General features: G+C 67.9%; 24 protein-coding genes. 5 read left to right on the top strand and 19 right to left on the bottom strand.

What is annotated here, in order from left to right; all coding sequences use genetic code 11:
- Positions 1-240 (bottom strand): transposase family protein (locus BUA29_RS06155; protein ID WP_143148759.1); only part of this gene is annotated, 240 nt, incomplete at its 3' end.
- 98 nt (positions 241-338) lie between these two features.
- Between BUA29_RS06155 and BUA29_RS06150 the strand changes: the two genes are divergently transcribed.
- Positions 339-1,040, top strand: a complete 702-nt coding sequence (locus BUA29_RS06150; protein ID WP_072755736.1) for an energy transducer TonB — start codon at positions 339-341, stop codon at positions 1,038-1,040.
- A 108-nt stretch (positions 1,041-1,148) separates the two neighbouring features.
- Here the strand turns inward: BUA29_RS06150 and BUA29_RS06145 are convergent, their stop codons facing one another.
- From BUA29_RS06145 to BUA29_RS06120, 7 genes are all read right to left on the bottom strand, one after another.
- Positions 1,149-2,342 (bottom strand): ABC transporter permease, encoded by a 1,194-nt coding sequence (locus BUA29_RS06145; protein WP_072755735.1) that lies wholly within the window; start codon positions 2,340-2,342, stop codon positions 1,149-1,151.
- A complete protein-coding gene (locus BUA29_RS06140; RefSeq protein WP_072755734.1) occupies positions 2,339-3,094 on the bottom strand; it encodes an ABC transporter ATP-binding protein in 756 nt (251 codons plus the stop codon). The genes BUA29_RS06145 and BUA29_RS06140 overlap by 4 nt, the downstream gene beginning before the upstream one ends.
- 49 nt (positions 3,095-3,143) lie before the next feature.
- Positions 3,144-4,694, bottom strand: a complete 1,551-nt coding sequence (locus tag BUA29_RS06135) for an alpha/beta hydrolase (RefSeq protein WP_072755733.1) — start codon at positions 4,692-4,694, stop codon at positions 3,144-3,146.
- Between the two features lie 45 nt (positions 4,695-4,739).
- Positions 4,740-4,937, bottom strand: coding sequence for a helix-turn-helix transcriptional regulator (locus tag BUA29_RS06130; RefSeq protein WP_072755732.1), 198 nt, complete (start codon positions 4,935-4,937; stop codon positions 4,740-4,742).
- Between the two features lie 10 nt (positions 4,938-4,947).
- Positions 4,948-5,544, bottom strand: a complete 597-nt coding sequence (locus tag BUA29_RS06125; RefSeq protein ID WP_072755731.1) for a hypothetical protein — start codon at positions 5,542-5,544, stop codon at positions 4,948-4,950.
- A gap of 4 nt (positions 5,545-5,548) precedes the next feature.
- Entirely contained in the window at positions 5,549-5,719 is a 171-nt protein-coding gene (locus BUA29_RS12220; protein WP_178137896.1) for a hypothetical protein, read from the bottom strand.
- A 114-nt stretch (positions 5,720-5,833) separates the two neighbouring features.
- Positions 5,834-6,604: an FAD-binding oxidoreductase gene (locus tag BUA29_RS06120; protein WP_072755730.1), complete on the bottom strand. Its 771-nt coding sequence runs from the start codon at positions 6,602-6,604 to the stop codon at positions 5,834-5,836.
- 84 nt (positions 6,605-6,688) lie between these two features.
- Here BUA29_RS06120 and BUA29_RS06115 point away from each other — a divergent pair, with 84 nt between their 5' ends.
- Together BUA29_RS06115 and BUA29_RS06110 are read left to right on the top strand one after the other, a co-directional pair.
- Positions 6,689-7,630: an ABC transporter ATP-binding protein gene (locus BUA29_RS06115; RefSeq protein ID WP_072755729.1), complete on the top strand. Its 942-nt coding sequence runs from the start codon at positions 6,689-6,691 to the stop codon at positions 7,628-7,630.
- On the top strand, positions 7,627-8,409 hold the full coding sequence (locus BUA29_RS06110) for an ABC transporter permease (RefSeq protein ID WP_072755728.1): 783 nt from the start codon (positions 7,627-7,629) through the stop codon (positions 8,407-8,409). The genes BUA29_RS06115 and BUA29_RS06110 overlap by 4 nt, the downstream gene beginning before the upstream one ends.
- On the opposite strand, the gene BUA29_RS06105 is transcribed toward BUA29_RS06110, so the two are convergent.
- Positions 8,410-9,201, bottom strand: a complete 792-nt coding sequence (locus BUA29_RS06105; RefSeq protein WP_072755727.1) for a TatD family hydrolase — start codon at positions 9,199-9,201, stop codon at positions 8,410-8,412.
- 130 nt (positions 9,202-9,331) lie between these two features.
- Between BUA29_RS06105 and hrpB the strand changes: the two genes are divergently transcribed.
- On the top strand, positions 9,332-11,824 hold the full coding sequence (hrpB, locus tag BUA29_RS06100) for an ATP-dependent helicase HrpB (protein ID WP_072755741.1): 2,493 nt from the start codon (positions 9,332-9,334) through the stop codon (positions 11,822-11,824).
- Positions 11,825-11,840: 16 nt separating this feature from the next.
- Here the strand turns inward: hrpB and BUA29_RS06095 are convergent, their stop codons facing one another.
- Genes BUA29_RS06095 through BUA29_RS06080 form a run of 4 tightly spaced genes read right to left on the bottom strand, consistent with a single transcriptional unit; the run spans position 11,841 to position 16,593 of the window.
- On the bottom strand, positions 11,841-13,412 hold the full coding sequence (locus BUA29_RS06095) for a DHA2 family efflux MFS transporter permease subunit (RefSeq protein WP_072755726.1): 1,572 nt from the start codon (positions 13,410-13,412) through the stop codon (positions 11,841-11,843).
- A 9-nt stretch (positions 13,413-13,421) separates the two neighbouring features.
- Positions 13,422-14,597, bottom strand: a complete 1,176-nt coding sequence (locus BUA29_RS06090) for an HlyD/EmrA/EmrK family protein (RefSeq protein WP_072755725.1) — start codon at positions 14,595-14,597, stop codon at positions 13,422-13,424.
- Positions 14,594-16,051, bottom strand: a complete 1,458-nt coding sequence (locus BUA29_RS06085) for an efflux transporter outer membrane subunit (protein ID WP_072755724.1) — start codon at positions 16,049-16,051, stop codon at positions 14,594-14,596. The genes BUA29_RS06090 and BUA29_RS06085 overlap by 4 nt, the downstream gene beginning before the upstream one ends.
- Positions 16,048-16,593, bottom strand: coding sequence for a MarR family winged helix-turn-helix transcriptional regulator (locus tag BUA29_RS06080; protein WP_072755723.1), 546 nt, complete (start codon positions 16,591-16,593; stop codon positions 16,048-16,050). The genes BUA29_RS06085 and BUA29_RS06080 overlap by 4 nt, the downstream gene beginning before the upstream one ends.
- Before the next feature lie 136 nt (positions 16,594-16,729).
- Here BUA29_RS06080 and BUA29_RS06075 point away from each other — a divergent pair, with 136 nt between their 5' ends.
- Complete coding sequence (locus BUA29_RS06075; protein ID WP_072755722.1) at positions 16,730-17,056, top strand: hypothetical protein; 327 nt, start codon at positions 16,730-16,732, stop codon at positions 17,054-17,056.
- Positions 17,057-17,077: 21 nt separating this feature from the next.
- Here the strand turns inward: BUA29_RS06075 and BUA29_RS06070 are convergent, their stop codons facing one another.
- From BUA29_RS06070 to BUA29_RS06045, 6 genes are read right to left on the bottom strand one after another with little or no spacing between them, the layout of a single operon-like run.
- The gene (locus BUA29_RS06070) at positions 17,078-17,623 is read right to left on the bottom strand and encodes a pseudouridine synthase (protein WP_072755721.1); all 546 of its coding nucleotides are present in this window, start codon (positions 17,621-17,623) and stop codon (positions 17,078-17,080) included.
- Positions 17,624-17,648: 25 nt separating this feature from the next.
- On the bottom strand, positions 17,649-19,862 hold the full coding sequence (locus tag BUA29_RS06065; RefSeq protein WP_072755720.1) for an NADP-dependent isocitrate dehydrogenase: 2,214 nt from the start codon (positions 19,860-19,862) through the stop codon (positions 17,649-17,651).
- 26 nt (positions 19,863-19,888) lie between these two features.
- Entirely contained in the window at positions 19,889-20,386 is a 498-nt protein-coding gene (locus BUA29_RS06060; protein ID WP_072755719.1) for a hypothetical protein, read from the bottom strand.
- A complete protein-coding gene (gene queF, locus BUA29_RS06055) occupies positions 20,383-21,204 on the bottom strand; it encodes an NADPH-dependent 7-cyano-7-deazaguanine reductase QueF (RefSeq protein ID WP_072755718.1) in 822 nt (273 codons plus the stop codon). The genes BUA29_RS06060 and queF overlap by 4 nt, the downstream gene beginning before the upstream one ends.
- Positions 21,201-22,301, bottom strand: a complete 1,101-nt coding sequence (zapE, locus tag BUA29_RS06050) for a cell division protein ZapE (protein ID WP_072755717.1) — start codon at positions 22,299-22,301, stop codon at positions 21,201-21,203. The genes queF and zapE overlap by 4 nt, the downstream gene beginning before the upstream one ends.
- Complete coding sequence (locus tag BUA29_RS06045; protein WP_072755716.1) at positions 22,298-22,945, bottom strand: alpha/beta hydrolase; 648 nt, start codon at positions 22,943-22,945, stop codon at positions 22,298-22,300. Before BUA29_RS06045 ends, zapE begins: the two co-directional genes overlap by 4 nt.
- Between the last annotated feature and the right edge of the window lie 54 nt (positions 22,946-22,999).

The following is a 22,999-nucleotide window of genomic DNA, read 5'->3' as shown; positions in this document are numbered from 1 at the left end:
CACGCGCGGCACCCGGCAGTGGATGAAGGCCTTGAACTGGAAGAAGTGCAGATGCTGCCAGGTGCGCTCCACCCGGTCGTGCACCGGCTGGTCCGCCGCCCCGCAGACCGGACAGGCCAGCCGGGCCGTATCGCACGACACCTCGAAGTGGATCGCCCCCTCATCCGGACGAAACGACACGCTGTCTACCGCCCACGGCGGCGTCAGCCCCAAAGCCTGGGTGAAGAGTTGTTCTTGCATCCGCCAAGGCTGACATCATCCGGCGGCCCGTTCCACACCAGACGCGATGGAGCCAGCAGCCGGGCAATGCCAGCGCAACCAGTGCCCTGGCCGATCTGATGCCGATGGCGGTGATCGCCGCCGACCAGGCGCTGGCGCGTGAAGATTTCGAAGAAGCCAAGCGGTTGATCCGGTTGATCGGCAAAGCCGATCCCAACCATCCGGCGCTGGGTCGGCTCAAGACCAGCCTTGCCAGCAGTGAAGCGGCGGCCAAGAAACGCGCCGAGTCCATGCCGGCTGAGGATGAGGCCAAGCGCAAGGCCGAACTGGCCAAGCAGCGTGAGGAAGATCAGAAGAAACTGCAGGAGCAGCAGCGCCAGCAGCAGGCGCAGGCCGAACAACAGCGCCAGCAGCAGGCAGCGGCCGAAGCCGAGGCCGAGCGGCTGCGGCAACAGCAGGCAGCGGCCGCGGAAGCAGAACGGCAGCGCCAACAGCAGGCCACGCAACAGGCGGCGCAACAGCAGACTGCCGCGCCGGCGCCGCGGCCTGCGGCCGCAACAACCGAGTTGCGACCGATCAGCCAGCCCGGCCCCAAATATCCGCCTGCTGCACAGCGCGCCGGGGCGGGGGGATCGGTGCAGGTGGAATACACCGTCGGCACCGATGGCAGCGTGATCAGCGCGCGGGTGGTGTCGTCGGATGCGCCGCGCCAGTTCCAGCGCGACTTCGAGCGGGAGGCGTTGGCGGCCGTGAAGCGCTGGCGGTTCCAGCCGGTGGCCCAGCCGGTCACCAGCCGACGCACGATCGAGTTTGCGATGTAATCCGGAAAGGTTCTTCTTGCCCCACAACGCCCGGCCTGGTCCGGGCGTTGTTGTGTGGAGCGCCCAATGGCCGGCGTGGGACGCCCACGCCAGAGGCCATCATCTGCTTCAGCTTGAGATCGCCAGCTTCTCCTGACGGTAGCGCCACACCGCCAGCGCCCACAGCAGTGCCGCCAGTGCCAGCGAACTGGTCAGGTACAGCGCCCACTGGGTCATGGAGGCCGCTTCACCGCGGGTGATCTTCTGGATCAACTGGTTCTGCGCCAGGAACGGCACGGCGTACTGCCACACCGCGGTGTCCTTGAGCGGATAGGCCATCAGCGCGTACCCCGGCAGCATTGGCAGCAGCATCAGCCACATGATGTGGCTCTGCGCTTCCTTCATGCTTTTGGCACCGGCGGCCAGGGTGGTGATCAGGGCCGTGCCAATCAGCACCAGCGGCACCAGCGTCAGCAGCAGCTTACCCATCGCCAGGAAGCTCACGTCCATTTGCCTGGCCATGCCGCTGGCCAGGGTTGCGGTCAGCTTGAACGACACCAGGATCAAAAGCATTGAGGCCAGGCCCAGCAGCGCCGCTGCCAGCATCTTGCCGGCCACCAGCGCCGCCCGTGGGGCCGGGGTGGCCAGCAGCGGCTCCAGCGACTGCCGTTCGCGTTCGCCGGCGGTGGTGTCCATGGCCAAATGGGCGCCGCCGATGAAAGCAAAGATGGTCAGGATCATCGGCAGCAGTACCGTCATGAACTGGCTGTTTTTGGCTTCCGGTGTGGCCATGTCGCGGGTGCCCACCTGCAAGGGGGTGGCGATGGCCGGGTTGATGCCGCGCACCAGCAGGCGTAGGGCGCCGACACCGTTGCTGTAGTGCTCCAGCACCTTGTTGACCCGCGCCACCAGGACATCGCTGTTGCGGCGGGTGGTGTCGGTGATGATGTCGATCTTGGCGGGTTTACCGGCCGCCCAGTGGCTGGCGAAATCGGCGTCGATCGCCAGCGCCAGATCCTCCTGCTGGGCGCGCACCCGCGCTTCGATGTCGGCTGGGGCTGGTCTGGTGTCGATGCCGTAGCTGGCCAGGAACTTCATCAGGTTCGGTGCCCGCTCCATGCCGACCACGGGCACGCTGATCCGTTTTTCCAGCTGGGTTTCGGTGCGTAGCTGGGTGAGTGCACCGATCCCCAGGAAGATCAGCGGATACAGCAGCGGTGCGACCAGTAAGCTGAGGAAAAAGGTGCGGCGGTCGCGGGAAAAGTCGCGCCATTCCTTGCCCAGCACCGTGAACAGGGTGGCGAAAAAGCGATGTCCGTTCATGCGTGCAGGCCCTCTTCGCTGCCGATCAGTTGCACGAAAGCGTCTTCCAGGTTGGCGGCACCGGTGAGTGCGCGTAGCTCGTCCGGTGTGCCCTGGGCGGTGACTCGGCCGCTCGCGATGATCACGATGCGGTCACACAGCGCGGCCACTTCCTGCATGATGTGGCTGGAGAAAATCACACAGCGGCCTTCCGCGCGCAGGGTCTTGAGAAAGCCACGCAGGCCGCGGGTGGTCATCACGTCGAGGCCGTTAGTGGGTTCGTCCAGGATCACGTTCTTCGGGTCGTGGATCAGCGCCCGCGCAATCGCGGTCTTGGTGCGCTGGCCCTGGCTGAAGCCTTCGGTGGCGCGGTCGAGAAAATCCTCCATCTGCAGCGCCTGCGCCAGTGTGGCGGTGCGGGCGGCAATCTCCGCTGGCGTCATTCCGTGCAGTGCGCCGAAGTAGGCGATGTTCTCGCGCGCGGTCAGCCGCTTGTACACGCCGCGCGCATCGGGCAGCACACCCAGGCTGCGGCGCACCCGCTCGGCGTCGCTGGCCACGTCGATGCCGTCCACCAGCACCCGACCAGCATCCGGCGTCATCAGGGTGTAGAGCATGCGCAGCGTGGTGGTCTTGCCGGCGCCGTTGGGGCCCAGCAGGCCGGTGATCTCGCCGTCACGGGCGATGAAGCTGACGTCGTCCACCGCGATCACCGGGGTGTTGTCCTTGCCCCGGCCGGGGAAGGTCTTGCGAAGATGTTCTGCAACGATCATGGGCGTAGGTCCTGTCGTGTCCGGGCGTGTGCTGGCAGGCGCAGCGGACTCATGGCCCGGCACCGTTGAAGTTGATGAAAGGCGCGCTGTAGCTCAGTGTGTCCAGACAGGTGCCATCCAGCGTCCGGGCATTGGCGTTCTCGATGAACCTGGCAAACAGCTTGGGCATGCAGCCGACGGCCAGAACGCCATGGCCCTGGCCTTTGAGGACGAACAGGCGGCCATTCGGCAGGTGCTCGACGATCTCCTTGCCGTAGCGGGGCGGCGTCACCGGGTCGAACTCGCCCGCCAGCACCAGTGCCGGCACCGGCGTGCGCAAGGGCTGGTGGAAATCGGCCGGCACCTGGCCTGTCGGCCAGACCGTGCACATGGCCGCCATCGCCGCCGTCATGTCGTTGCCGAGCACGGTCTTGGCATCATCCGGGCGCGTCACCATGCTGTCGGCATCCTCACTGCAGACCACCGACAGCTGCATGCCCATCGCCAGTGCGTTTTCGAGGTCGCCCGACATCATCTTTGCCAACGCCATCAGGTTCTCGTAGTGGCCGGCGTTGGCGTCATGAATCAGCTTGGGCAGCAGGCTGGCCGCCAGCGGCATGTAGGCATACATGCGTACCAGGCCGGCCACCGTCTGCGCGCGCAAGACACCCTGTTTCATCTCGCCGCTGGTCGCATCGCGGTACTGCACCTGCACTGGCTGCTTGCGCAGTCTTGTCAGCAGCGCGTCGAGCTCGGCGCGCGGGTCGCCGAGCGTGTCCTTGCAGGCAGGATCTTGGGTGCACAGGCCAAACTGCAATGCCAGTGCATCATCCAGATTGCGCGCAAAGATGTTGCCCAGCCCCATCGTATTGGGAACCGGTGAGTCCAGCACGATGCTGCGCGTCGCCTGCGGGTGGCGCATGGCGTACTGCTGCGCCACGCGGGTGCCGTAGCTGACGCCGACCAGATTGATCTGTTGTGCGCCGATGGCCTGACGCACGGCATCAAGGTCGGCCACTGCGTCGGTGGTGGTGTAGAAGCGCAGGTCGGCCTTCTTCGATAGGTCGGCCGCGCAGGCGCTGGCCTGGGCCCGCATCGCTTCGGGCGATGTGTCGGCAGCGTCGTCTTCGTCTTGCGGTGCCTTGCAGGCCAGCAGATTGGAATCGCCGGTGCCGCGCTGATCCACCAGGATCACGCTGCGGCGTTTGCGGACATCGCGGAACGCTGGATCCAGCAACGGGTAGCTGTCGACTGCCGATTGCCCAGGGCCGCCAGCGAGAAAGAACACCGGGTCGGGGGCGCTGTCGCCATTGCCGGTGGACTGGAGCCAGGCGATGTTCAGCGCGATCTTGCGGCCATCGGGATGGCGGCGATCCTCGGGGACCTCGAAGTGCGCGCACTGCGCCTCCAGGCTGTCCTTGCTCATCGCGGCGCTGAGCGTGCATGGGGTGAACGCAATCTTGCCCAGCATCACCGGTTTGACCGGTGCGACGGGTGTTGCGTCCTGTTTGCCAGAGGCCGCCTTGGCGGCATCCGTGCCGGATGGATGCAATGTCCGGTAGCCGAAGATCGCGATGGCGAGCGCGATGGCAATAAGTTGCCTGATCTTGCGGGAGTTCATCGAAAACAACCTCGTTGGGATGGTTGTGGTGGGTCAGGGGGCGTGTCAGGCGTCGTCGGGCAGGAATACGTCTTCGATCCGGCAGTCGAACAGACGGGCGATACGAAACGCCAGCGGCAGCGAGGGATCGTACTTGCCCGTCTCCACTGCATTGACGGTCTGCCGTGATACCTGAAGCCGCAGTGCCAGTTCGGCCTGCGACCAGCCCTGGGCTTCCCGTAGTTCGCGCAGGCGGTTTTTCACCGGACGCGCCTCACAGATAGCGCCGGGTCAGGGCCATCTTGGCGATGCCGTAGGTGAAGCACAGCAATGGGAACACCCAGATCATCGCGGCGGCGGCATCGATGTCGATGACCTTGGCCTTCTGCAGCAGCCCACCGGCGAAGTACAGCAGGGCCACCAGCAGGCTACTGATGCCGATCGCCTCGGTTTCGATGCGTCGTTGCAGCTCGTCGATCTCGCGCAGGTAGCGCAGCGCCGCGCGCATCAGCAGGGCGATCGGCAGCACCGGCAACACCGCCACCAGCGCACGCAGCGGGACCGAGTCGATCCCGCGTTTCACCAGCCAGAGCGATACGAACAAAGTCAGGGCGTAGCCGAGCATGATCGGCCACAGCGTGCGCAGATAGCGCTGGCTGGCCGGCTGCGCGTACATCTCGTCGCAGTGCTGGCGCCACCAGCGCGGCACCAACAAAAACAGCGCCGCGCCGAGCAGATAACCGGCACCAATCCCCACCCACATGCCCACCGCATCGTCTGGCCAATGCAGCAGCCAGCGGCCAGCAGCGGCCAGGGCCAGTGCGGCCAGGCCGATCGCGATGAAGATCCACATCCAGCGGCGCAGGGTCATCGGTTCAACCCCGGCGTGCGCGGGCGAGGAATACCACACCCAGCGCGATGAACGAGGTGGCGACGCCAATGAAGGCGGCCTGCCCCGCGGCCAGCGCGGCGGCCGAAAACGCCACGCCGGCGCCGAGGAACGCGATGCCCGCGCCCCGCAATTGCTTGGGGTTCTGCGGTTTCATACTCCACCTCGTGTCAAGTTTGCTTGACAAGACACTAGGTGCAATCAATCACGATGTCAAGCATCCTTGACAGCGCGTGATGCAGAAATGTTCACCGGCAGGCACGCGCCCGGGTCACTTGTTGCTGACGTATTTCTCGCGCCGGATCATCGGCACCGGCAGGCCCATGGTTTTCAGCGCCTCGAAGCAGGCATCGACCATGTTCGGGTTGCCGCACAGGTAGGCGATGTCGCCGGCCGGGTCGGGTGCCAGCTCCGGCAGCACGTTTTGCACGTAGCCGTGGCGCACGTCGGGATGAGCGTGCACGGAGCCCGGTTCGGGCAGTTGCCGTGAGAAGCAGGGCAGGTAGCGGAAGCGCGGATGGGCCTCGGCAAAGGCGCGGAACTCGTCGCCGTACAGCAGTTCGGCCGGCGTCCGTGCGCCCTGCAGCAGCACCACGTCCACGCCGCGGGAAGACATCAGTTGCGCAAGCTGCGGCAGCATCGCTCGGTATGGGGTGATGCCGGTGCCGGTGCCGATCAGCAGATAGCGGCGGTTGGTGTCGTTGGGATACAGGCAGAAGCGCCCGAACGGGCCGCTGGCATCGATCGTGGCGCCGATCGGCATGGCCTCGAACAGGGCGGTGGCCGCGCCGCCGGGCACGTAGCTGACCGCGATCTCCACCCGCGCGTCGGGTGCTGCGTCGGGGGCGCGGCCGACGGCGATTGAGTAGCTGCGACGTGCCGGGCTGCCGTCGGCGTAGTGGAAATGGATCTGGATGAACTGGCCGGGGATGCAGGCCAGCGGCTGGCCGTCGTCGCGTTCGAACGACAGATGCGCCACGGTGGGCGCGATCATGCGCCGGGCGACGAGCTTGAGTGGGAAATGAGAAATGGCCACGGGCATGCAACAGTGCGTGGCATCAGGCGCGCCACGGGGCTGCCTATACTACCGGCTCAGTGCGCATGACTTTGCGCCCGAGGCTTTCCGATGACCGACCAATCCGCAGCCCCTGCCCTGCGCGTGCGCGAGCTGCATAAAACCTATGGCAATGGCGTTGAGGCGCTCAAAGGCGTCAGCCTGGAGGTGCAGGCGGGCGATTTTTACGCCCTGCTGGGCCCCAACGGCGCCGGCAAGAGCACCCTGATCGGCATCGTCAGCTCGCTGGTCAACAAGACCAGCGGCACGGTGGAGATCTTTGGCATCGATCTGGTGCGCCAGCGCAGCCTGGCGATGCGCCAGCTCGGTCTGGTGCCGCAGGAAATCAACTTCAACATGTTCGAAAAGCCGCTGGACATCTGCGTGAACTACGCGGGCTTCTACGGCATCCCACGCCGGCAGGCGCTGGCGCGCGCCGAGCAGGTGCTGAAAGAGGCGCAGCTGTGGGACAAGGCGGACAAGATGAGCCGCACGCTGTCGGGCGGCATGAAGCGGCGGCTGATGATCGCCCGCGCCATGATGACCGCGCCGAAGCTGTTGATCCTGGACGAGCCCACCGCCGGCGTGGACATCGAAATCCGGCGCGGCATGTGGAAGACGCTGAAGGAGATCAACGCCGCCGGCACCACCATCATCCTGACCACGCACTACCTGGAGGAAGCGGAGAGCCTGTGCCGCAACCTCGCCATCATCGACCATGGCCGTATCGTCGAGCAGGGCCCGATGAAGTCGCTGCTGGCCAAGCTGGATGTGGAGGGCTTCCTGTTCGATATCGAGGGCGAACTGCCTGAGTTGCTGCCGCAGATTCCGGGAGCAACGCTGCAGGTGGCCGATGCCCACACGCTGGACCTGGAGATGCCGCGGGCGATGGATCTCAATCGCGTGTTTGCGGCCTTTGATGCAGCCGGGATCCGGGTGCGCTCGATGCGCACCAAGAGCAACCGGCTCGAGGAACTGTTCGTGCGCATGACCACACGGGAGGTGCAGGAATGAGCGAAGTCGCCCCCCATCCCAACCTGGTCGCGCTGTTGACCATCACCCGCCGCGAAGTGCATCGCATCCTGCGCATCTGGGGCCAGACCCTGATGCCGCCGGCAATCACCATGACGCTGTACTTCCTCATCTTCGGTGGCCTGATCGGCTCCCGTGTCGGGACCATGGACGGGATCCGCTACATGGATTTCATCGTCCCGGGGCTGGTGATGATGAGCGTGATCCAGAACAGCTACGGCAACATTTCCAGCTCGTTTTTTGGCGCCAAGTTCGGCCGCCACGTCGAAGAGTTGCTGGTCAGCCCGATGCCGAACTGGGTGATCCTGTGCGGTTACGTGGCCGGTGCCGTCCTGCGCGGGCTGATGGTGGGTGCCATCGTGCTGGCGATTGCGATGCTGTTTACCCGCGTGCGGGTGCCGCACCCGCTGGTGATGCTGAGCTCGGTGCTGCTGGGCGCCACCATTTTCTCGCTGGCCGGGTTCGTCAACGCGATTTACGCCAAAAAGTTCGACGACATCGCCATCGTCCCGACCTTCATCCTGACCCCGCTGACCTATCTTGGCGGTGTGTTCTATTCGATCAAGCTGCTGCCGGACTGGGCCCAGGCCGGCACCCATGCCAACCCGATCTTCTACATGGTCAATGCCTTCCGCTACGGCCTGCTGGGCGTGTCCGACGTGCCGCTGTGGGTGGCCTATGCGCTGATGCTGGGCTTCGTGCTGGTGCTGGGTGCGCTGGCCCTGTATCTGCTCCACAAGGGCGTTGGCCTGCGGAGCTGATCAGCCCGGCAGGCGGAAGAACGCGGTTGCCGTGGCGGTGGTCGCTGCCGCGGTCGCCTCGACAGCCTCGCCGCGGTCGCGCGCCAGTTCTTCCACGATATGTGGCAGGAAGGCCGGTTCGTTGCGGCGGTCTTTCGGCATCGGCCTGAGCGTGCGCGGCAGCAGGTAGGGCGCGTCGGTTTCCACCATCAGGCGGTTGCCGGGGATGTGCTTGACCAGCTCGCGCAGGTGCTGGCCGCGGCGTTCGTCGCACAACCAGCCGGTGATGCCGATGTGCCAGTCCTGGTCGAGATAGTCAAACAGCTCCTCGCGGGTGCCGGTAAAGCAGTGCACCACCACCGGGCCCAGCCGGCCATCGAACTGGCGCAGGATCGCCATGAAATCGGCATGGGCGTCGCGCTGGTGCAAAAACAGCGGCTTGCCGGTGTCGGCGGCGATCTGCAGCTGCCATTCAAAGGCGCGCCGTTGCGCCGGGCGCGGGGAAAAATCGCGGAAGTAGTCCAGCCCGCATTCGCCCACCGCCACCACTTCGGGATGGGCATGCAGTGCGCGCAACTCGGCATCGTACTCCGTGCTGTATTCGCTGGCGTGGTGTGGATGCACGCCAGCGGTGGCAAACCATTCGCCGGGCCGACTGCGCGCAAGGTCCAGCACCTTGGGATTGTGCGCACGGCTGGCGCCGGTGAGGATGGCGCGAGTCACGCCGGCAGCGCGCGCGCGTTGCCAGACCGCATCGCGGTCGTGGTCGAAGCTGTCGTGGGATAGGTTGAGGCCGATGTCGATGAGCTGCATGCCGAGATTGTATCTGCCTGCACCTTGAGACCTTTGCCTTTGCGTCGCGGCGGGTTTCGCCTCCCGCGTTGATGGGCGATTGCGCAGCCAAGCCGACGTCATGGGTGCCCCGGCACCTACAATCGCGGCCATGCAGTTCCCCATCACCCCGTTGTTGCCGGATCTTCTCGACGCACTGGCCACGCATTCGCGGCTAGTGTTGGAAGCGCCGCCGGGCGCCGGCAAGACCACCCAGGTGCCGCTGGCACTGTTGCACGCGCCGTGGCTGCAGGGCCGTAAGGTGGTGATGCTGGAGCCACGACGGGTCGCCGCGCGGGCGGCGGCCGGGTTCATGGCCCGGCAGTTGGGCGAGCGCGTCGGCGCGACGGTGGGCTACCGCATCCGCTTCGAGAACAAGGTTGGCCCGACCACCCGCATCGAGGTGGTCACCGAGGGCATCCTCACCCGCATGTTGCAGGACGACCCATTACTTGAGGGCGTCGGCGCGCTGGTGTTCGACGAATTCCACGAGCGGCATCTGGCCGGCGATCTGGGGCTGGCGCTGGCGCTGGACGTGCAGGCCGGCGTGCGCGAGGACCTGCGCATCGTGGTGATGTCGGCCACGCTGGACGGCGCACGCCTGGCCGATTTTCTCGATGCCCCGCGCCTGTCCAGTGCCGGGCGCAGTTTCCCGGTCACGATCGCGCATTTTCCGGCGCGGCGGGATGAGGCGCTGGAACACCAGACGCGGCGGGCAATCGAACATGCACTGGCGACGCACCCGGGCGATGTGCTGGTGTTTCTGCCGGGCCAGCGCGAGATCGCCAAGGTGGCGGCGCTGCTGGAGCTGGACGACCACGCGGTCGAGGTGCTGCCGCTGCACGGCGAGCTGCCGATCGAGCAGCAGGCGCGTGTGCTGCAACCGGCGCCCGACGGCCGTCGCCGGGTGGTGCTGGCGACCAACGTGGCCGAATCCAGTGTCACCCTGCCCGGCGTGCGGGTGGTGATCGACAGCGGGCTGGCGCGCGAGCCGCGGTTTGATCCCAACAGCGGGTTCTCGCGGCTGGAGACGGTGGCGATTTCCCAGGCCAGCGCCGACCAGCGTGCCGGCCGTGCCGGGCGCGTGGCGGAGGGTTGGGCGTACCGGCTGTGGCCGGCCTCGCAACGGCTGGAGCCGCAGCGGCGGCCGGAGCTGGTCCAGGTCGATCTGGCACCGCTGGCGCTGGAGCTGGCGGCCTGGGGCAGCGACGGGCTGCGCTGGCTGGATTCGCCACCGCCCGGCGCGCTGGCGGCCGGACGGGACCTGCTGCGCCGGCTGGACGCGTTGACCGCCACCGGCACGCTGACCGAACGCGGGCGGCAGATGCTGGCATTGGGCACGCACCCACGGCTGGCCGCGATGCTGCTGGCGGCGGCAAACGACCCGGCGCGGCTGGCCCTGGCCTGCGATCTGGCCGCCCTGCTGGAAGCGCGCGACCCGCTGCGCACCCGCACCGATGCACTGGCGGCGCGCTGGCAGGCACTGGCCGCATGGCGCGCCGGCCGCGTGGCAAGCGATGCCAGCCGTTCGGGCCTGGCGGCGATTGATGCGGCGGCGACGCAGTGGCGGCGGCGTCTGCGCTGCGACGCCGCGCCGCCCGCCACAGCCCCGGCGCATGCGCTGGGCGACTTGCTGGCACATGCGTTTCCCGACCGCATCGGCCGCCAGCATCCGCAGGACCCGCGTCGCTACCTGCTGGCCAATGGCCGGATGGCGCGGCTGTTCGACGACTCTGCGCTGTACGGCGAGCCGTGGCTGGTGGCCAGCGAACTGCGCTTCGAGGCCAAGGACGCGCTGCTGCTGCGCGGTGCGCCGGTGGACGAGGCCGTGTTGCGCGCCGAGTTCGCCGCGCACTTTTCCGATGCCGACGAGGTGCGTTGGGATGCCGAGCGGCGCGCGCTGGTGAGCGAGCGCGTTGCTCGCTTCGATGGAATCGTGCTGGCAGCAAAGCCTGCAGGCCGTGTCGATCCGGCGCTGGCGGCGCGGGCGCTGACCGACGCCGTGCGCGATTTGGGTCTGGCCGTGTTGCCGTGGTCGGAGGCGCTGACGCAATGGCGCATCCGCGTGCAGTGTCTGCGAGTCTGGCTGCCCGAGCTGGGCCTGCCCGACCTGTCCGATGCCGCGCTGCTGGCCACCCTGGACGACTGGCTGCTGCCGGCATTGGCCGGCAAGACTCGGTTGGATGCGCTGTCGGCCGAGGAACTGGCCGAGGCCGTGCAGGGCCGGCTGGACTGGCCGCTGCGGCAGCGCCTCGACACGCTTGCGCCGACCCGCATCGCGGTGCCCTCTGGCATGCAACGCGCTATCACCTATGCGCTCGACGCCGACGGTACGCCGGCCGCGCCGGTGCTGGCGGTGAAGCTGCAGGAGCTGTTCGGGCTGGCCGATACCCCGCGCATTGCCGATGGCCGCGTGCCGCTCACCCTGCACCTGCTGTCGCCGGCTGGTCGCCCGCTGCAGGTGACCCAAGACCTGCGCGGGTTCTGGGAGCGCACCTATCCGGACGTGAAAAAGGAAATGAAAGGCCGCTACCCGCGCCACCCGTGGCCGGACGACCCCTGGAGCGCCACCGCCACCCACCGCGCCAAGCCGCGCGGCACGTAAGTCAAGACAGGGTTTTTTAGTGCGCTGCCGCGCCGCCGGTGCTGCCAAACGGCGGTCGCGCCCACCACACCAGCACGATCATCGCCACGAACATCGCCGAGAACAGCATGAACACATCGTTGACCGCCAGGGTGAAGGCCTGCAGGTTGATGGTCTGGTCGGTCACGGCCAGCGCCTGACCCGAGGCCAGCCCGCTACCTTGCAGAGTCCCCAACCAGTGTTCGGCGGCCGGGCGTGCGGCGTTGACGCTTTCGGCCAGCACCGCGTGGTGGTAGTCGGCGCGATGCTGCCACAGGGTCACGCTAACCGCGGTGGAAATGCTGCCGGCGATGGTGCGGAAGAAGTTGGACAGCCCCGAGGCGCTGGCGATCTCACTGGGCGGCAGGCCGGACAGGATGATCTGGTTGAGCGGAATGAAGAAGAACGCCACGCCCAGGCCCTGCAGCAGGCGCGGCCAGATCAGCTGATCGAAGCTGGCCTGGGCGGTGAAGGTGGAGAACCAGTGGGTGGTGAAGGCAAACACCAGGAAGGCGAAGCTGACCATGATGCGCAGATCGGCCCGGGCAATCAGGCGCCCCACCAGCGGTGAAAACAGCACGGCCAGGATGCCGACCGGCGCGGTGGCCAGCCCGGCCCATTCGGCGGTATAGCCCAGGGTGGTCTGCAGCCACAGCGGATACACCACGTTGATGCCGAAGAACCCGAACATGCCGATCGACAGCGCGATCACCCCGACCCGGAAATTGCGTTGCCGGAACAGGGTCAGATCGACCACCGGGTGGTCATCGGTCAGCTCCCAGGCCACGAAGAAGGTCAGGCAGACGATGGCGATGATGAACAGGGTGGTGATCAACGGAGAGTTGAACCAGTCCTTGTCATTGCCGTTGTCGAGCATGAACTGCAAGGCGCCCACGCCGATCACCAGCAGCGCCAGCCCGACCCGGTCGATCGGCACCTTGCGGATCGGGGTCTCGCGGTCGCGCAGCAGGGTCCACACCACCAGCGCGGCGAGCAGGCCCACCGGCGCGTTGATGAAAAAGATCCAGTGCCAGGAATAGTTGTCGGTGATCCAGCCGCCCAGGATCGGGCCGAAGATCGGCGCCACGATCACCGTCATCGCCCACAGCGCCAGCGCCATGCCCTTCTTTTCCTGCGGGTAGTTGGCCAGCAGCAGGGTCATCGACAGGGCCACCATCGGCCCCGAGACCAGTCCTTGCAGCAGGCGCGCCACCACCAGCATCGGCATGCTGGTGGCAAAGCCGCAGAGCACGGAAAACACGACGAACAGGGTGACCGAGGCGGTGAAGGTGCGCACCTCGCCAAACCGGCGCGCCAGCCAGCCGGTCAGCGGCTGCACGATGGCGCTGGCCAGCGAGTAGGAGCTGATCGCCCAGGTGCCTTCCGACACGCCGACGCTGAGACTGCCGGCGATGGTCGGCACCGAGACGTTGACGATGGTGATGTCCAGCACTTCCATGAAGGTGGACAGCGCAATCGCCAGGGTCAACAGCGCCAGCGCGCCGCCGGTCAGTGGCGGCTTGGGTGACGCGGCCGCGGCAGGTGCGGCATCGGCGGCGGGCGTGGCCATGGTGAGGCGTCAGCGGCCGCCGTTGGCGGCGATGATGGCATCGGCTTCGCGCTCGGCATCCTGCAGGTCGTGCGCGTACACGTCCGTGCGGGCGACGGCGGCGGTGTGCGGCTGCGTCGGCAGGCGCGGCCCGGACTGGTCGCGGGTATCGACCTCCACCTCCATGGACAGGCCCAGCCGCAGCGGGTGTGCGCGCAGGGTGTCGTCACGGGTCAGCGCGATCCGCACCGGCACCCGTTGCACCACCTTGATCCAGTTGCCACTGGCGTTCTGCGCCGGCAGCAGGGCAAACACGCTGCCGGTGCCGGCGGCGATGCCAGCCACCTTGCCGTGGAACACCACGCCGCTGCCGTACAGATCGCTGGTCAAGGTGGCCGGCTGGCCGAGCCGGATCTTGGCCAGCTGGCTTTCCTTGAAGTTGGCGTCCACCCACACCTGATCCAGCGGCAGGATCTTCAACAGCGGCTGCCCCGGCGAAACCAGCTGGCCGACCTGCACGCTGCGGCCGGCGACGATGCCATCCACCGGCGCCACGATGGTGGTGCGGTGGTGCGCCACCCAGGCTTCGATGAAGGCGGTGCGGGCCTGCTGCACGATCGGGTTGCGCGCGACCGGCACACCTTCGACCAGCGCCTGCTGCGCCTGCGCCTGCCCGCGTGCCTGCGCCAGTGCGGCACGGGCGCGTTCCACCGCCTCGCGGGCGTGGGCCACGTCTTCCGGTGGCACCGCTTTTTCCGCCAGCAGCGGCAGACGTCGGCGGTAATCCGCTTCGGCTTGCGCCAGTGCCAGCTGCGCCTGGGCTTCGGCGGCACGGGCGGCGGATGCCCCGCTGTCGGCCTGACGAACCTGCCGAACCGCCTGCGCCAGTGTGGCACGGGCGCGGTCGAGGGCGAGCCGGGTGTCGGTGGGGTCGAGTTGCACCAGCACCTGGCCGGCCTGCACGCGGTCGCTGTCGTCGGCAAAGATGGCCGTCACCGTGCCGGCCACCCGCGCATTGACGCCGACCTGGTTGCCGCCGACATAGGCGTTATCAGTGGTCTGCCGCTGCGAGAACACCAGCAGCCACAGCAGCAGCCAGGTCAGGCCGGCCAGGGCGAACACGGTGGTGATGATCAGCAGCAGGCGCTTGCGGCGGCCATTGCCGGGGCTGGCAGCGCTGGCGGTGGAGTCGGTGGGCATGCTCATGGCGAGGTGGCGTCCTGAGGTGCGGAGGAACGGGGGGAAGCATCGACATCGCCGCCGCCCAGGCTCTGGATCAGCGCAATGTCGGCAGTGAGGCGGGCGGCGGCCAGCACGGTGGCGGCATCCTGCGCCTGCAGCAGCGCAAGCGCGGCCTGCGCCCGGCTGCGGTCATCGCCCAGGCCAGCGCGTGCCCGGGCCTCGGCATTGGCCTGCAATGCCTGGGCGGCGGCCAGTGCGGCGGCCTGCTGGGCGGCTTCGTCGGCGAGCTGTGCCACCGTCAGTGCCTGCTGCTGCACCTCGCGGGCCGCCTGCACCACACTGGCGTGGTAATCGGCCACCGCGGCGTCCAGCTGGGCCCGGCGGATGCCATAGGCGGCGCGCAGCCGGCCAGCATCGAACAGGGGCAGCGACAGCGCCGGCTGCAGCAGGGCAACCCGGCTGCCGGCCGTGAGCAGACGGCCCAGGTCGATACTGGACAGACCGACCAGCGCCTTCAGGCTGAGATCGGGAAAGAATGCGGCACGCGCGGCGGCCACGTCCTGCACCGCCGCCTCCACGCGCCAGCGGCTGGCGAGGATATCCGGGCGGCGTGCGAGCAGGCCCAGCGAGGCATCCTCCGGCACCCCGGCGGCGGGCGTGGGCAGCGGGCGTGGCTGTAGTGGCGGCAGCGCATCCGGAGCGACCCCGAGCAGGGCGGCCAGGGCGATGCGACGACCATCGGCGCTGGCGGCCAAGCCGCGCCGGGCGCGCTCTGCTGCGGCCAGCGCCGCCTCGGCGCCATGCACGGCGTCGCTCCCGTCCAGGCCCTGGGCTGCGCGGGCGCGTGCCAGCGTCAGCAGGCGTTGCTGTGCCTGCACGGCCTGATCGGCCAACGCCAGCCGGGCCTGATCCGCCTGCCAGCCGAAATACAGCTGCGCCACTGCGGTGGCAATCGTCAGTCGCGCCTGCTCGGCCTCGGCGGCGGCAGCCCGGGCCTGGCCTGCGGCGGCGGCGATGGCGGCGCGATGCTTGCCCCACCAGTCGAGGTCGTATTGCAACTGTGCGCCGAGATCGGCCTGGCTGTACCAGGTAAAGCCCAGGAACCGCACCGGGAACAGGCCGTGTTCGCTGATCCGCTGGCGTTGTACGGACGCACTGGCAGCGACCAGCACGCCGGCATCGGCGGCCTGGGCGGCAACCGCGGCCTGGGCCAGCGCCAGCCGGGCCTGGGCCTGCGCCAGTGCCGGGGCGTCCGCCAAGGCGCGGCGGATCAGCGTGTCCAATGTCGGGTCCTGATACCGCTGCCACCAGTCGGCCGCCGGCCAGGCGGCGGTCTGGCCGGGGGGTGCCGACATCGGCGCACGCTCGGTCAGGGTGGGAGGGGCCAGACGGGGCGGCGCGGCACAGGCGGCCAGCGTCAGCGCGATGGCGGCGCCCAGCAAGGCGCGCTGTGCGGCCGGGAAACGACGTCGGATCATGCGGGCAGGGCCTCGGAAGCGTCCATGTGGTCGAGCTGCTGCACCAGCCGGGCAAGCAGCCGGCGCAGGGTGGTGCGGTCGCGCGCGGACAGCGGGGCAAACAGCGCGTGCAGGGTGGGGAACATCTCCGGCAGCAGTTGGCCCACCAGCGCTTCCCCTTGCGGGCTCAAGCGCAGTTCGACGCGCCGGCGATCCTGCGGACAGGGCGTGCGCAGCAACAGGCCGCGCGCGACCAGGCCATCGGTGATCCGGGTCATGTTGGTGCGCGTCTCGTGGGCGGACTGACACAGTGCGCCCGGTGTGGCCACCCCGGACGGGCTGCTGAACAGCGCCATCAGGGTCTGGAAATCGGATTCGTTGAGGCCATGGGCGCGCAAGCGTTCGGTAAGGCGGGCGTGAATGCGGCCGGCCACGTGACGGATCAACTTGAGCAGCACCACCTGCTCGGCCGGCAGTCCGGGCAGCCGGGCCGCCGTGCGTGCCACCCCGCCTTCGATCAGGGCAAGTGTTGCGTTGCTGTCGGACGGGCTGGGGCGGGACATGCGGTGGCAGGGGCCGTTTTGCAGAAATGGATAGTTCAGTTGTGAACTATATGCGGCAGGTGCACGATGCGCAATCCACCGCCATGCCGCAAGATCAACAGCATCGCTCCACGACAACAAGTTCCGGAGGTCAACCATGTCTTCACACGATGACACCTCACCCGCCTCCCCGCCCCCGGTTCGGCAGCCGGCGTCCCGGCGGGCCAGTGCCGGGCTTGGCGAGCAGGCCCTGCACTGGCTGAGTGCGGGCGCCACGCTGGCCGCACTGCGCACCGGCGCCCGTGTGGCGGGTCAGGTCGTGCGTCGCAATCCCTGGCTGGTGGGAGCGGCGGTGGTCGGTGCTGGCGTGCTGTGGTACGCCGTGCGCCAGCGGGCACGGCAGCAGGCGGTGCTGGAAGGTCAGTCCCGGCAGGTGCGTGCGTTGCGGCGGGACGAATACGAGCGCGACGAGTACGGCGTCTGACCGGCTTGACAGTCGCTGCGGTCAGCCGCCGTCCAGCACCCGCCACTGACCCGGGGCCAGATCGTCGAGCCGGTAGCGGCCGATCGCCACCCGCACCAGGCGCAGGGTGGGCAGGCCGACAGCGGCGGTCATCCGCCGCACCTGCCGGTTGCGGCCTTCGGTGAGAGTGAGCGACAGCCAGGCATCCGGGACGGTTTTGCGGACGCGCACCGGCGGTGTGCGCGGCCACAGGATCGGCGGTGGTTGCAGCAGTGCCACCCGGGCTGGTCGGGTGGGGCCGTCATTGAGCTGCACGCCAGTGCGCAACTGGGCCAGCTGGGCCGGAGTGGGCAGGCCTTCGACCTGAACCCAGTACGTCTTGGGTTGCTTGTGCCGCGGGTCGGTCAGGCGATGTGCCAGACGCCCGTCATCGGTGAGCAGCAGCAGCCCTTCGGAATCGAAATCCAGCCGACCGGCCGGATACACGCCCGGCGGCAGGCCGAAGCCTGCCAGGGTGGGCCGCGGCGGGGTGCTGCGGTCGGTGAACTGGCACAGCACCCCGTACGGTTTGTTGAACGCAATCAGCATGGCCGCGCCGCATGGCGCAGACGGCTCACAGTGCCGCCAGCGCCGCGTTGAAGGTGGCGCTGGGCCGCATCGCCGCCGCCAGCCGGGCCAGGTCCGGGTGGTAGTAGCCGCCGATGTCCACCGGCTTGCCCTGCACCGCGATCAGCTCCTCAACGATCTGCGCTTCCTGATCGGCCAGGGCCTTGGCCAGCGGGGCGAAGCGGGCCGCCAGCGCAGGATCGGCAGTCTGCGCAGCCAGTGCCTGCGCCCAGTACAGCGCCAGATAGAAATGACTGCCGCGATTATCGATGGTGCCCAGCTTGCGGCCCGGTGAACGGTCGTTGTCGAGGAACGTGCCGGTGGCGGCATCCAGGGTTTCGGCCAGCACCCGGGCGCGGGTGTTGCTGGTGACATTGGCCAGATGCTCGAACGACGCCGCCAGCGCCAGGAACTCGCCCAGCGAATCCCAGCGCAGATAGTTTTCCGCGAGGAACTGCTGGACATGCTTGGGGGCGCTGCCGCCGGCGCCGGTTTCGAACAGGCCGCCGCCGTTCATCAGCGGCACGATGGAGAGCATCTTGGCGCTGGTGCCCAGCTCCAGGATCGGGAACAGGTCGGTCAGGTAGTCACGCAGCACGTTGCCGGTGACACTGATGGTGTCCTCGCCACGGCGGATGCGCGCCAGCGAGTGCCGCATCGCCGCCACCGGATCCATGATGCGGATGTCCAGGCCGGTCAGGTCGTGCTCTTTCAGGTACTGCTCGACCTTGGCGATCAGTTGGCGGTCGTGGGCGCGCTGCGGATCCAGCCAGAACACGGCTGGCGTGGCCGACAGCCGGCTGCGGGTCACCGCCAGCTTGACCCAGTCGCGGATGGCGGCGTCTTTGGTCTGGCACATGCGCCAGATGTCGCCGGCCTTGACCGGGTGTTCCATCAACACCTTGCCGGCCTCATCAAGCACCTGCACCACGCCGTCGCTGTCGATCTGGAAGGTCTTGTCGTGGCTGCCGTATTCCTCGGCGGCCTGTGCCATCAGGCCGACGTTGGGCACGCTGCCCATGGTGGCCGGATCAAACGCGCCATGCTGGCGGCAGTCGTCGATGACTGCCTGATAGATACCGGCATAGCAGCGGTCAGGGATCACCGCCTTGGCTTGTTGCAGCTGGCCCTGTGCATTCCACATGCAACCGCCGTCGCGGATCATCGCCGGCATCGAGGCGTCCACGATCACGTCCGACGGCACGTGCAGGTTGGTGATGCCCTGATCAGAGTTGACCATGGCCAGCGCCGGACGCTGGCGGTAAAGCGCGGCAATGTCGTGCTCGATGCTGGCGCGGGTGGCGTCGTCCAGCTGTGGCAGGCGGGCATACAGATCACCGATGCCGTTGTTCGGGTCGAAGCCGATGGCGGCCAGCGTGGCCGCGTGCTTCTCCAGCACCGGCGCGTAGAAGCGGCGGACCACGACCCCGAACATGATCGGGTCGGAGACCTTCATCATGGTCGCCTTCAGGTGCAGCGAAAACAGCACGCCGCGGGCGCGGGCATCTTCGATCTGGGCATCGATGAACGCCGCCAGGCGGTCGGCCTGCATGGTGCTGGCGTCGATGACTTCGCCGGCCTGCACCGCCACCGGTGCCCGCAGCGGGAAACGGCTGCCGGTGTGGCTGACGAACTCGATGCGCACCTGACCGGCGGCAGGCATCACGCAGGACTGTTCGCTGCCGTAAAAATCACCCTCCTGCATGTGCGCCACATGGGCCTGGTTGTCCGGCGTCCACGCGGCCAGCCGGTGCGGATGCGTGCGGGCATAGGCCTTGACCGCCTTGGGAGCGCGCCGGTCGGAGTTGCCTTCGCGCAGCACCGGGTTGACGGCACTGCCCTTGACCCGGTCGTAGCGTGCTTTGATGTCTTTTTCGGCGTCGTTCTGCGGCGTGTCCGGATAGTCGGGCAGGTCATAGCCCTGCGCCTGCAACTCGCGGATGGCGGCCTTCAGCTGTGGGATCGAGGCGCTGATATTGGGCAGCTTGATGATGTTGGCCTGTGGCGTCTTGGCCAGCGCACCCAGTTCGCGCAGGTCATCAGGCACCGCGCGGTCACCCAGCCGTTCGGGGAACTGGGCGAGGATGCGCCCCGCCAGAGAAATGTCGCGCGTTTCCACGGTCACGCCGGCAGTCCCGGCATAGGCCTGCACGATGGGAAGAAAACTGGCAGTGGCAAGAAACGGTGCCTCGTCGGTCAGGGTATAGACGATGGTGGACATGGCGGCTCACGGACGCGGGAAAGCCGTCATTGTCGCGCATTGCGCAAGGTGCCGGAATGTGGGGCCGCTGGCGGCACCACGTCGAACTGCCGCGCCTGCACGAGCTGGCCGTCCAGCCGCAGCTCCAGCCGGTACTGGCCGGGCGGCCAACCATCCGGTTTGGCGAGCTGGAAATGCACATGCCGCTCGTTGTGACCATTGATGCGCTTGCGTTCTTCCAGGATTTGCTGGCGGGTGTCGAGGTAGTGCCAGCGCAGGTCGAGCACGTGCTCGGCGGCATCCGTGCCGGCCAGATCGACGCTGACATGAAAGGTATCGCCCGCCGCAAAGCGCACCTGCGGGGTCGCCACCCGGCCCTGCGCGTCCAGTGCATTGCCCAGGGTCAGCGCGGCCACGTGCAAGCCATTGGGTGCCGGCAGGGGCGGCGGTGCGACGGGTGGCGGCGGCACGGCCGGTGCCGGGCGCTGCTGGCAGGCCGCCAGCAGCGCGGCCAGCAGCAGCGGTCGCGCGCGCGCCGGGTTCATTGCCGCAAGGTGCGGCGTGGCGGCGGCGGCGTATCGCCGGGGGTGGCACGCCAGGGGTTGATGTCCAATCCGCCGCGCCGGGTGTAGCGCGCTTCCACCGACAGCCGCTGGGGTGCACAGCGGGCCATGAGATCGACGAAGACCTGCTCCACGCACTGTTCGTGAAAGCCGGCGTGTTCGCGGAAGCTGACCAGATAGCGCAGCAGGCTGGCGCGGTCGATGCGCGGGCCGCGATAGCGGATGCAGACATCCGCCCAGTCCGGCTGGCCGGTCACCGGGCAGTTGGACTTCAACAGCGCGCTGGTCAGGGTTTCCTCGACGATGGTGTCTGGATCCGCCTGCAAAAGCGATGCGTCCGGTGGCCCATAGGAGGTGATGGTGACGTCCAGGACGTCGATGGACTCGCCCGGCGCTGCGGTCTCGAATGGCGGCAACGAAAACATCAGCTGCACCGGCGCGCCCGCCGCGCCGCTCAGGTCGGCTTCGATGCAGGCGCGCACGGCCTCGGCATCGGGGAAGCGATGGGCATTGAGCGAGTTCAGATACAGCTTCAGCGATTTGGATTCGATCAGCGCCGGTGATGTCGCCGGCACCCACAGGGTGGCACAGGCCACGCAGGGTTTACCGCGCAGATCCAGCCACGACAGTTCAAACGCCTGCCAGCGGTCATGGCCGATGAACGGCAGAGCGGCCGCGTCGATCCCCAGTGCCGCCCGCGCCGGTGCCCGCGGCACCGGATACAGCAGGCCAGGGTCGTAGCGATCCGGGTAGTGGGTGTGCCGGCCAAGCGGGGAGTCGGTGGGGGCGTGTGTCGTCATTCGCTGTGGTGGGGATGGGCCAGGTAGTCGGTGGACTGCATCTCGATCAGACGCGAGGCGGTGCGTTCGAACGCGCCCGAGAGCGCATCACCCGCATACAGCGCCATCGGCTCGGCGGCAGCGGTGCAGACCAGGTTGACGTGGCGATCGTACAGCTCGTCGATCAGATTGACGAAACGCCGTGCGGCATCGTCCTGCAACGCATCGAAGCGAGGGATGCCGCCGAGCAGCACGGTGTGGAACTCGCGTGCGATTTCGATGTAGTCGGTGGTGCCGCGTGGGCCTTCGCACAGGGCCGCAAAATCGAACCAGGCCATGTTGTGGCCAAGCGCACGCACCGGGATCGGCCGGTCGTCGATGAGAAGCTGCGTTTCGCGCTGCGCATCCGCGCCGCCCAGTGCCTGCCAGCGTTCTTCCAGCCAGGCGTCGGCGCCTGCGTCCAGGGGCGTGCGATACACCGGAGAACGGGTCAGTGCGCGCAACCGGTAGTCGGTGGCGCTGACCAGTTCGACCACCTCGCACTCGCGTTCGATCAGGTCGATCGCCGGCAGAAAGCGGGCGCGTTGCAGGCCGTCCTTGTACAGCTCGCCGGGCACTGTATTGGAGGTGGTGACCAGCACCACGCCTTCGGCAAACAGCCGGTCGAGCAGGCGACCAAGCAGCATGGCGTCGCCGATGTCGCTGACGAAAAACTCGTCCAGCACCAGCACCCGCAGGGTGTGGCGCCAGTCGCGGGCGATCACTGCCAGCGGGTCGCGTTCACCGGCATGGGCGCGTAGCGCCTCGTGCACGCTGCGCATGAAACGGTGGAAATGGGTGCGGCGTTTTTGTGCCAGCGGCAGGCCGGCGAAGAACAGATCGATCAGAAAGGTCTTGCCACGCCCGACCCCACCCCACAGGTACAGGCCGCGCACGTGCGGCGGGCGAGCCCGGCCGAGCAGGCGCGCAACCCGATGCGATGCGGGCGCTGGCGCCGTCAGCTCGCGATGCAGGCGATCCAGCGCGGCCAGGGCGCGATGCTGTGCCGGATCGTCCTGCCAGTCGCCGCGGGCGACGCCTTCGGCATAGCGCTGCGAGGGAAGCGGGGAGAGGGTCATGGCGTGGCTGGCGCTGGCAGCCAGTCGCGGATTTCGTGCTTGATGACCGCGCGTAGATCCATCAGCTTGCGATGGAAGAAGTGACTGGTGTCGGGCATCTCCACCAGACGCGGTGGCTGCGGCAGCGAAAGCACCCAGGCGCGCACCGCCGCGGCCGACACGATCTCGTCGGCCAGCCCCTGGATGACCAGCCACGGCATGGTGGGGGGCGCGATGGTCTGGAAATCCCAGCGTCGACCCACTGGCGGGGCGATGCTGATCAGGGCCGCTGCGCGCAGTTCCTCCGCCGCGCGCAGCGATATCCATGCGCCGAAACTGAACCCGGCCAGCCAAAGGTCGTGGTCGGGGAAGCGCTGGCGTACCCATGCCGCCACTGCGCGCAGGTCATCCAGCTCGCCGCGGCCGTGGTCGAACGTGCCGGTGGACGCCCCCACCCCGCGAAAGTTGAAGCGCAGGGTGGCCAGCCCGCACTCGCGCAGGGCGCGCGCGGTCATCGTCACCACCTTGTTATGCATGCTGCCGCCTTCGGTGGGCAGTGGATGGCAGACGATCGCCAGCGCCGGGCGTGCCGGCGGTTCAGCCGCTTCGAAGGCGATCTCGATCCGCCCGGCCGGACCGGGGAGGCTGTCAGGGAATGCGTTCATGCGGACAGGCTGCTGACGTGGCTGCAGTAAAGCAAGAAGGTGCCAGCCCAAGAT

The sequence above is a fragment of the Thermomonas hydrothermalis genome, from assembly GCF_900129205.1.
Taxonomy (GTDB): Bacteria; Pseudomonadota; Gammaproteobacteria; order Xanthomonadales; family Xanthomonadaceae; genus Thermomonas; species Thermomonas hydrothermalis.
This window is presented reverse-complemented; position numbering and strand designations above follow the sequence as displayed.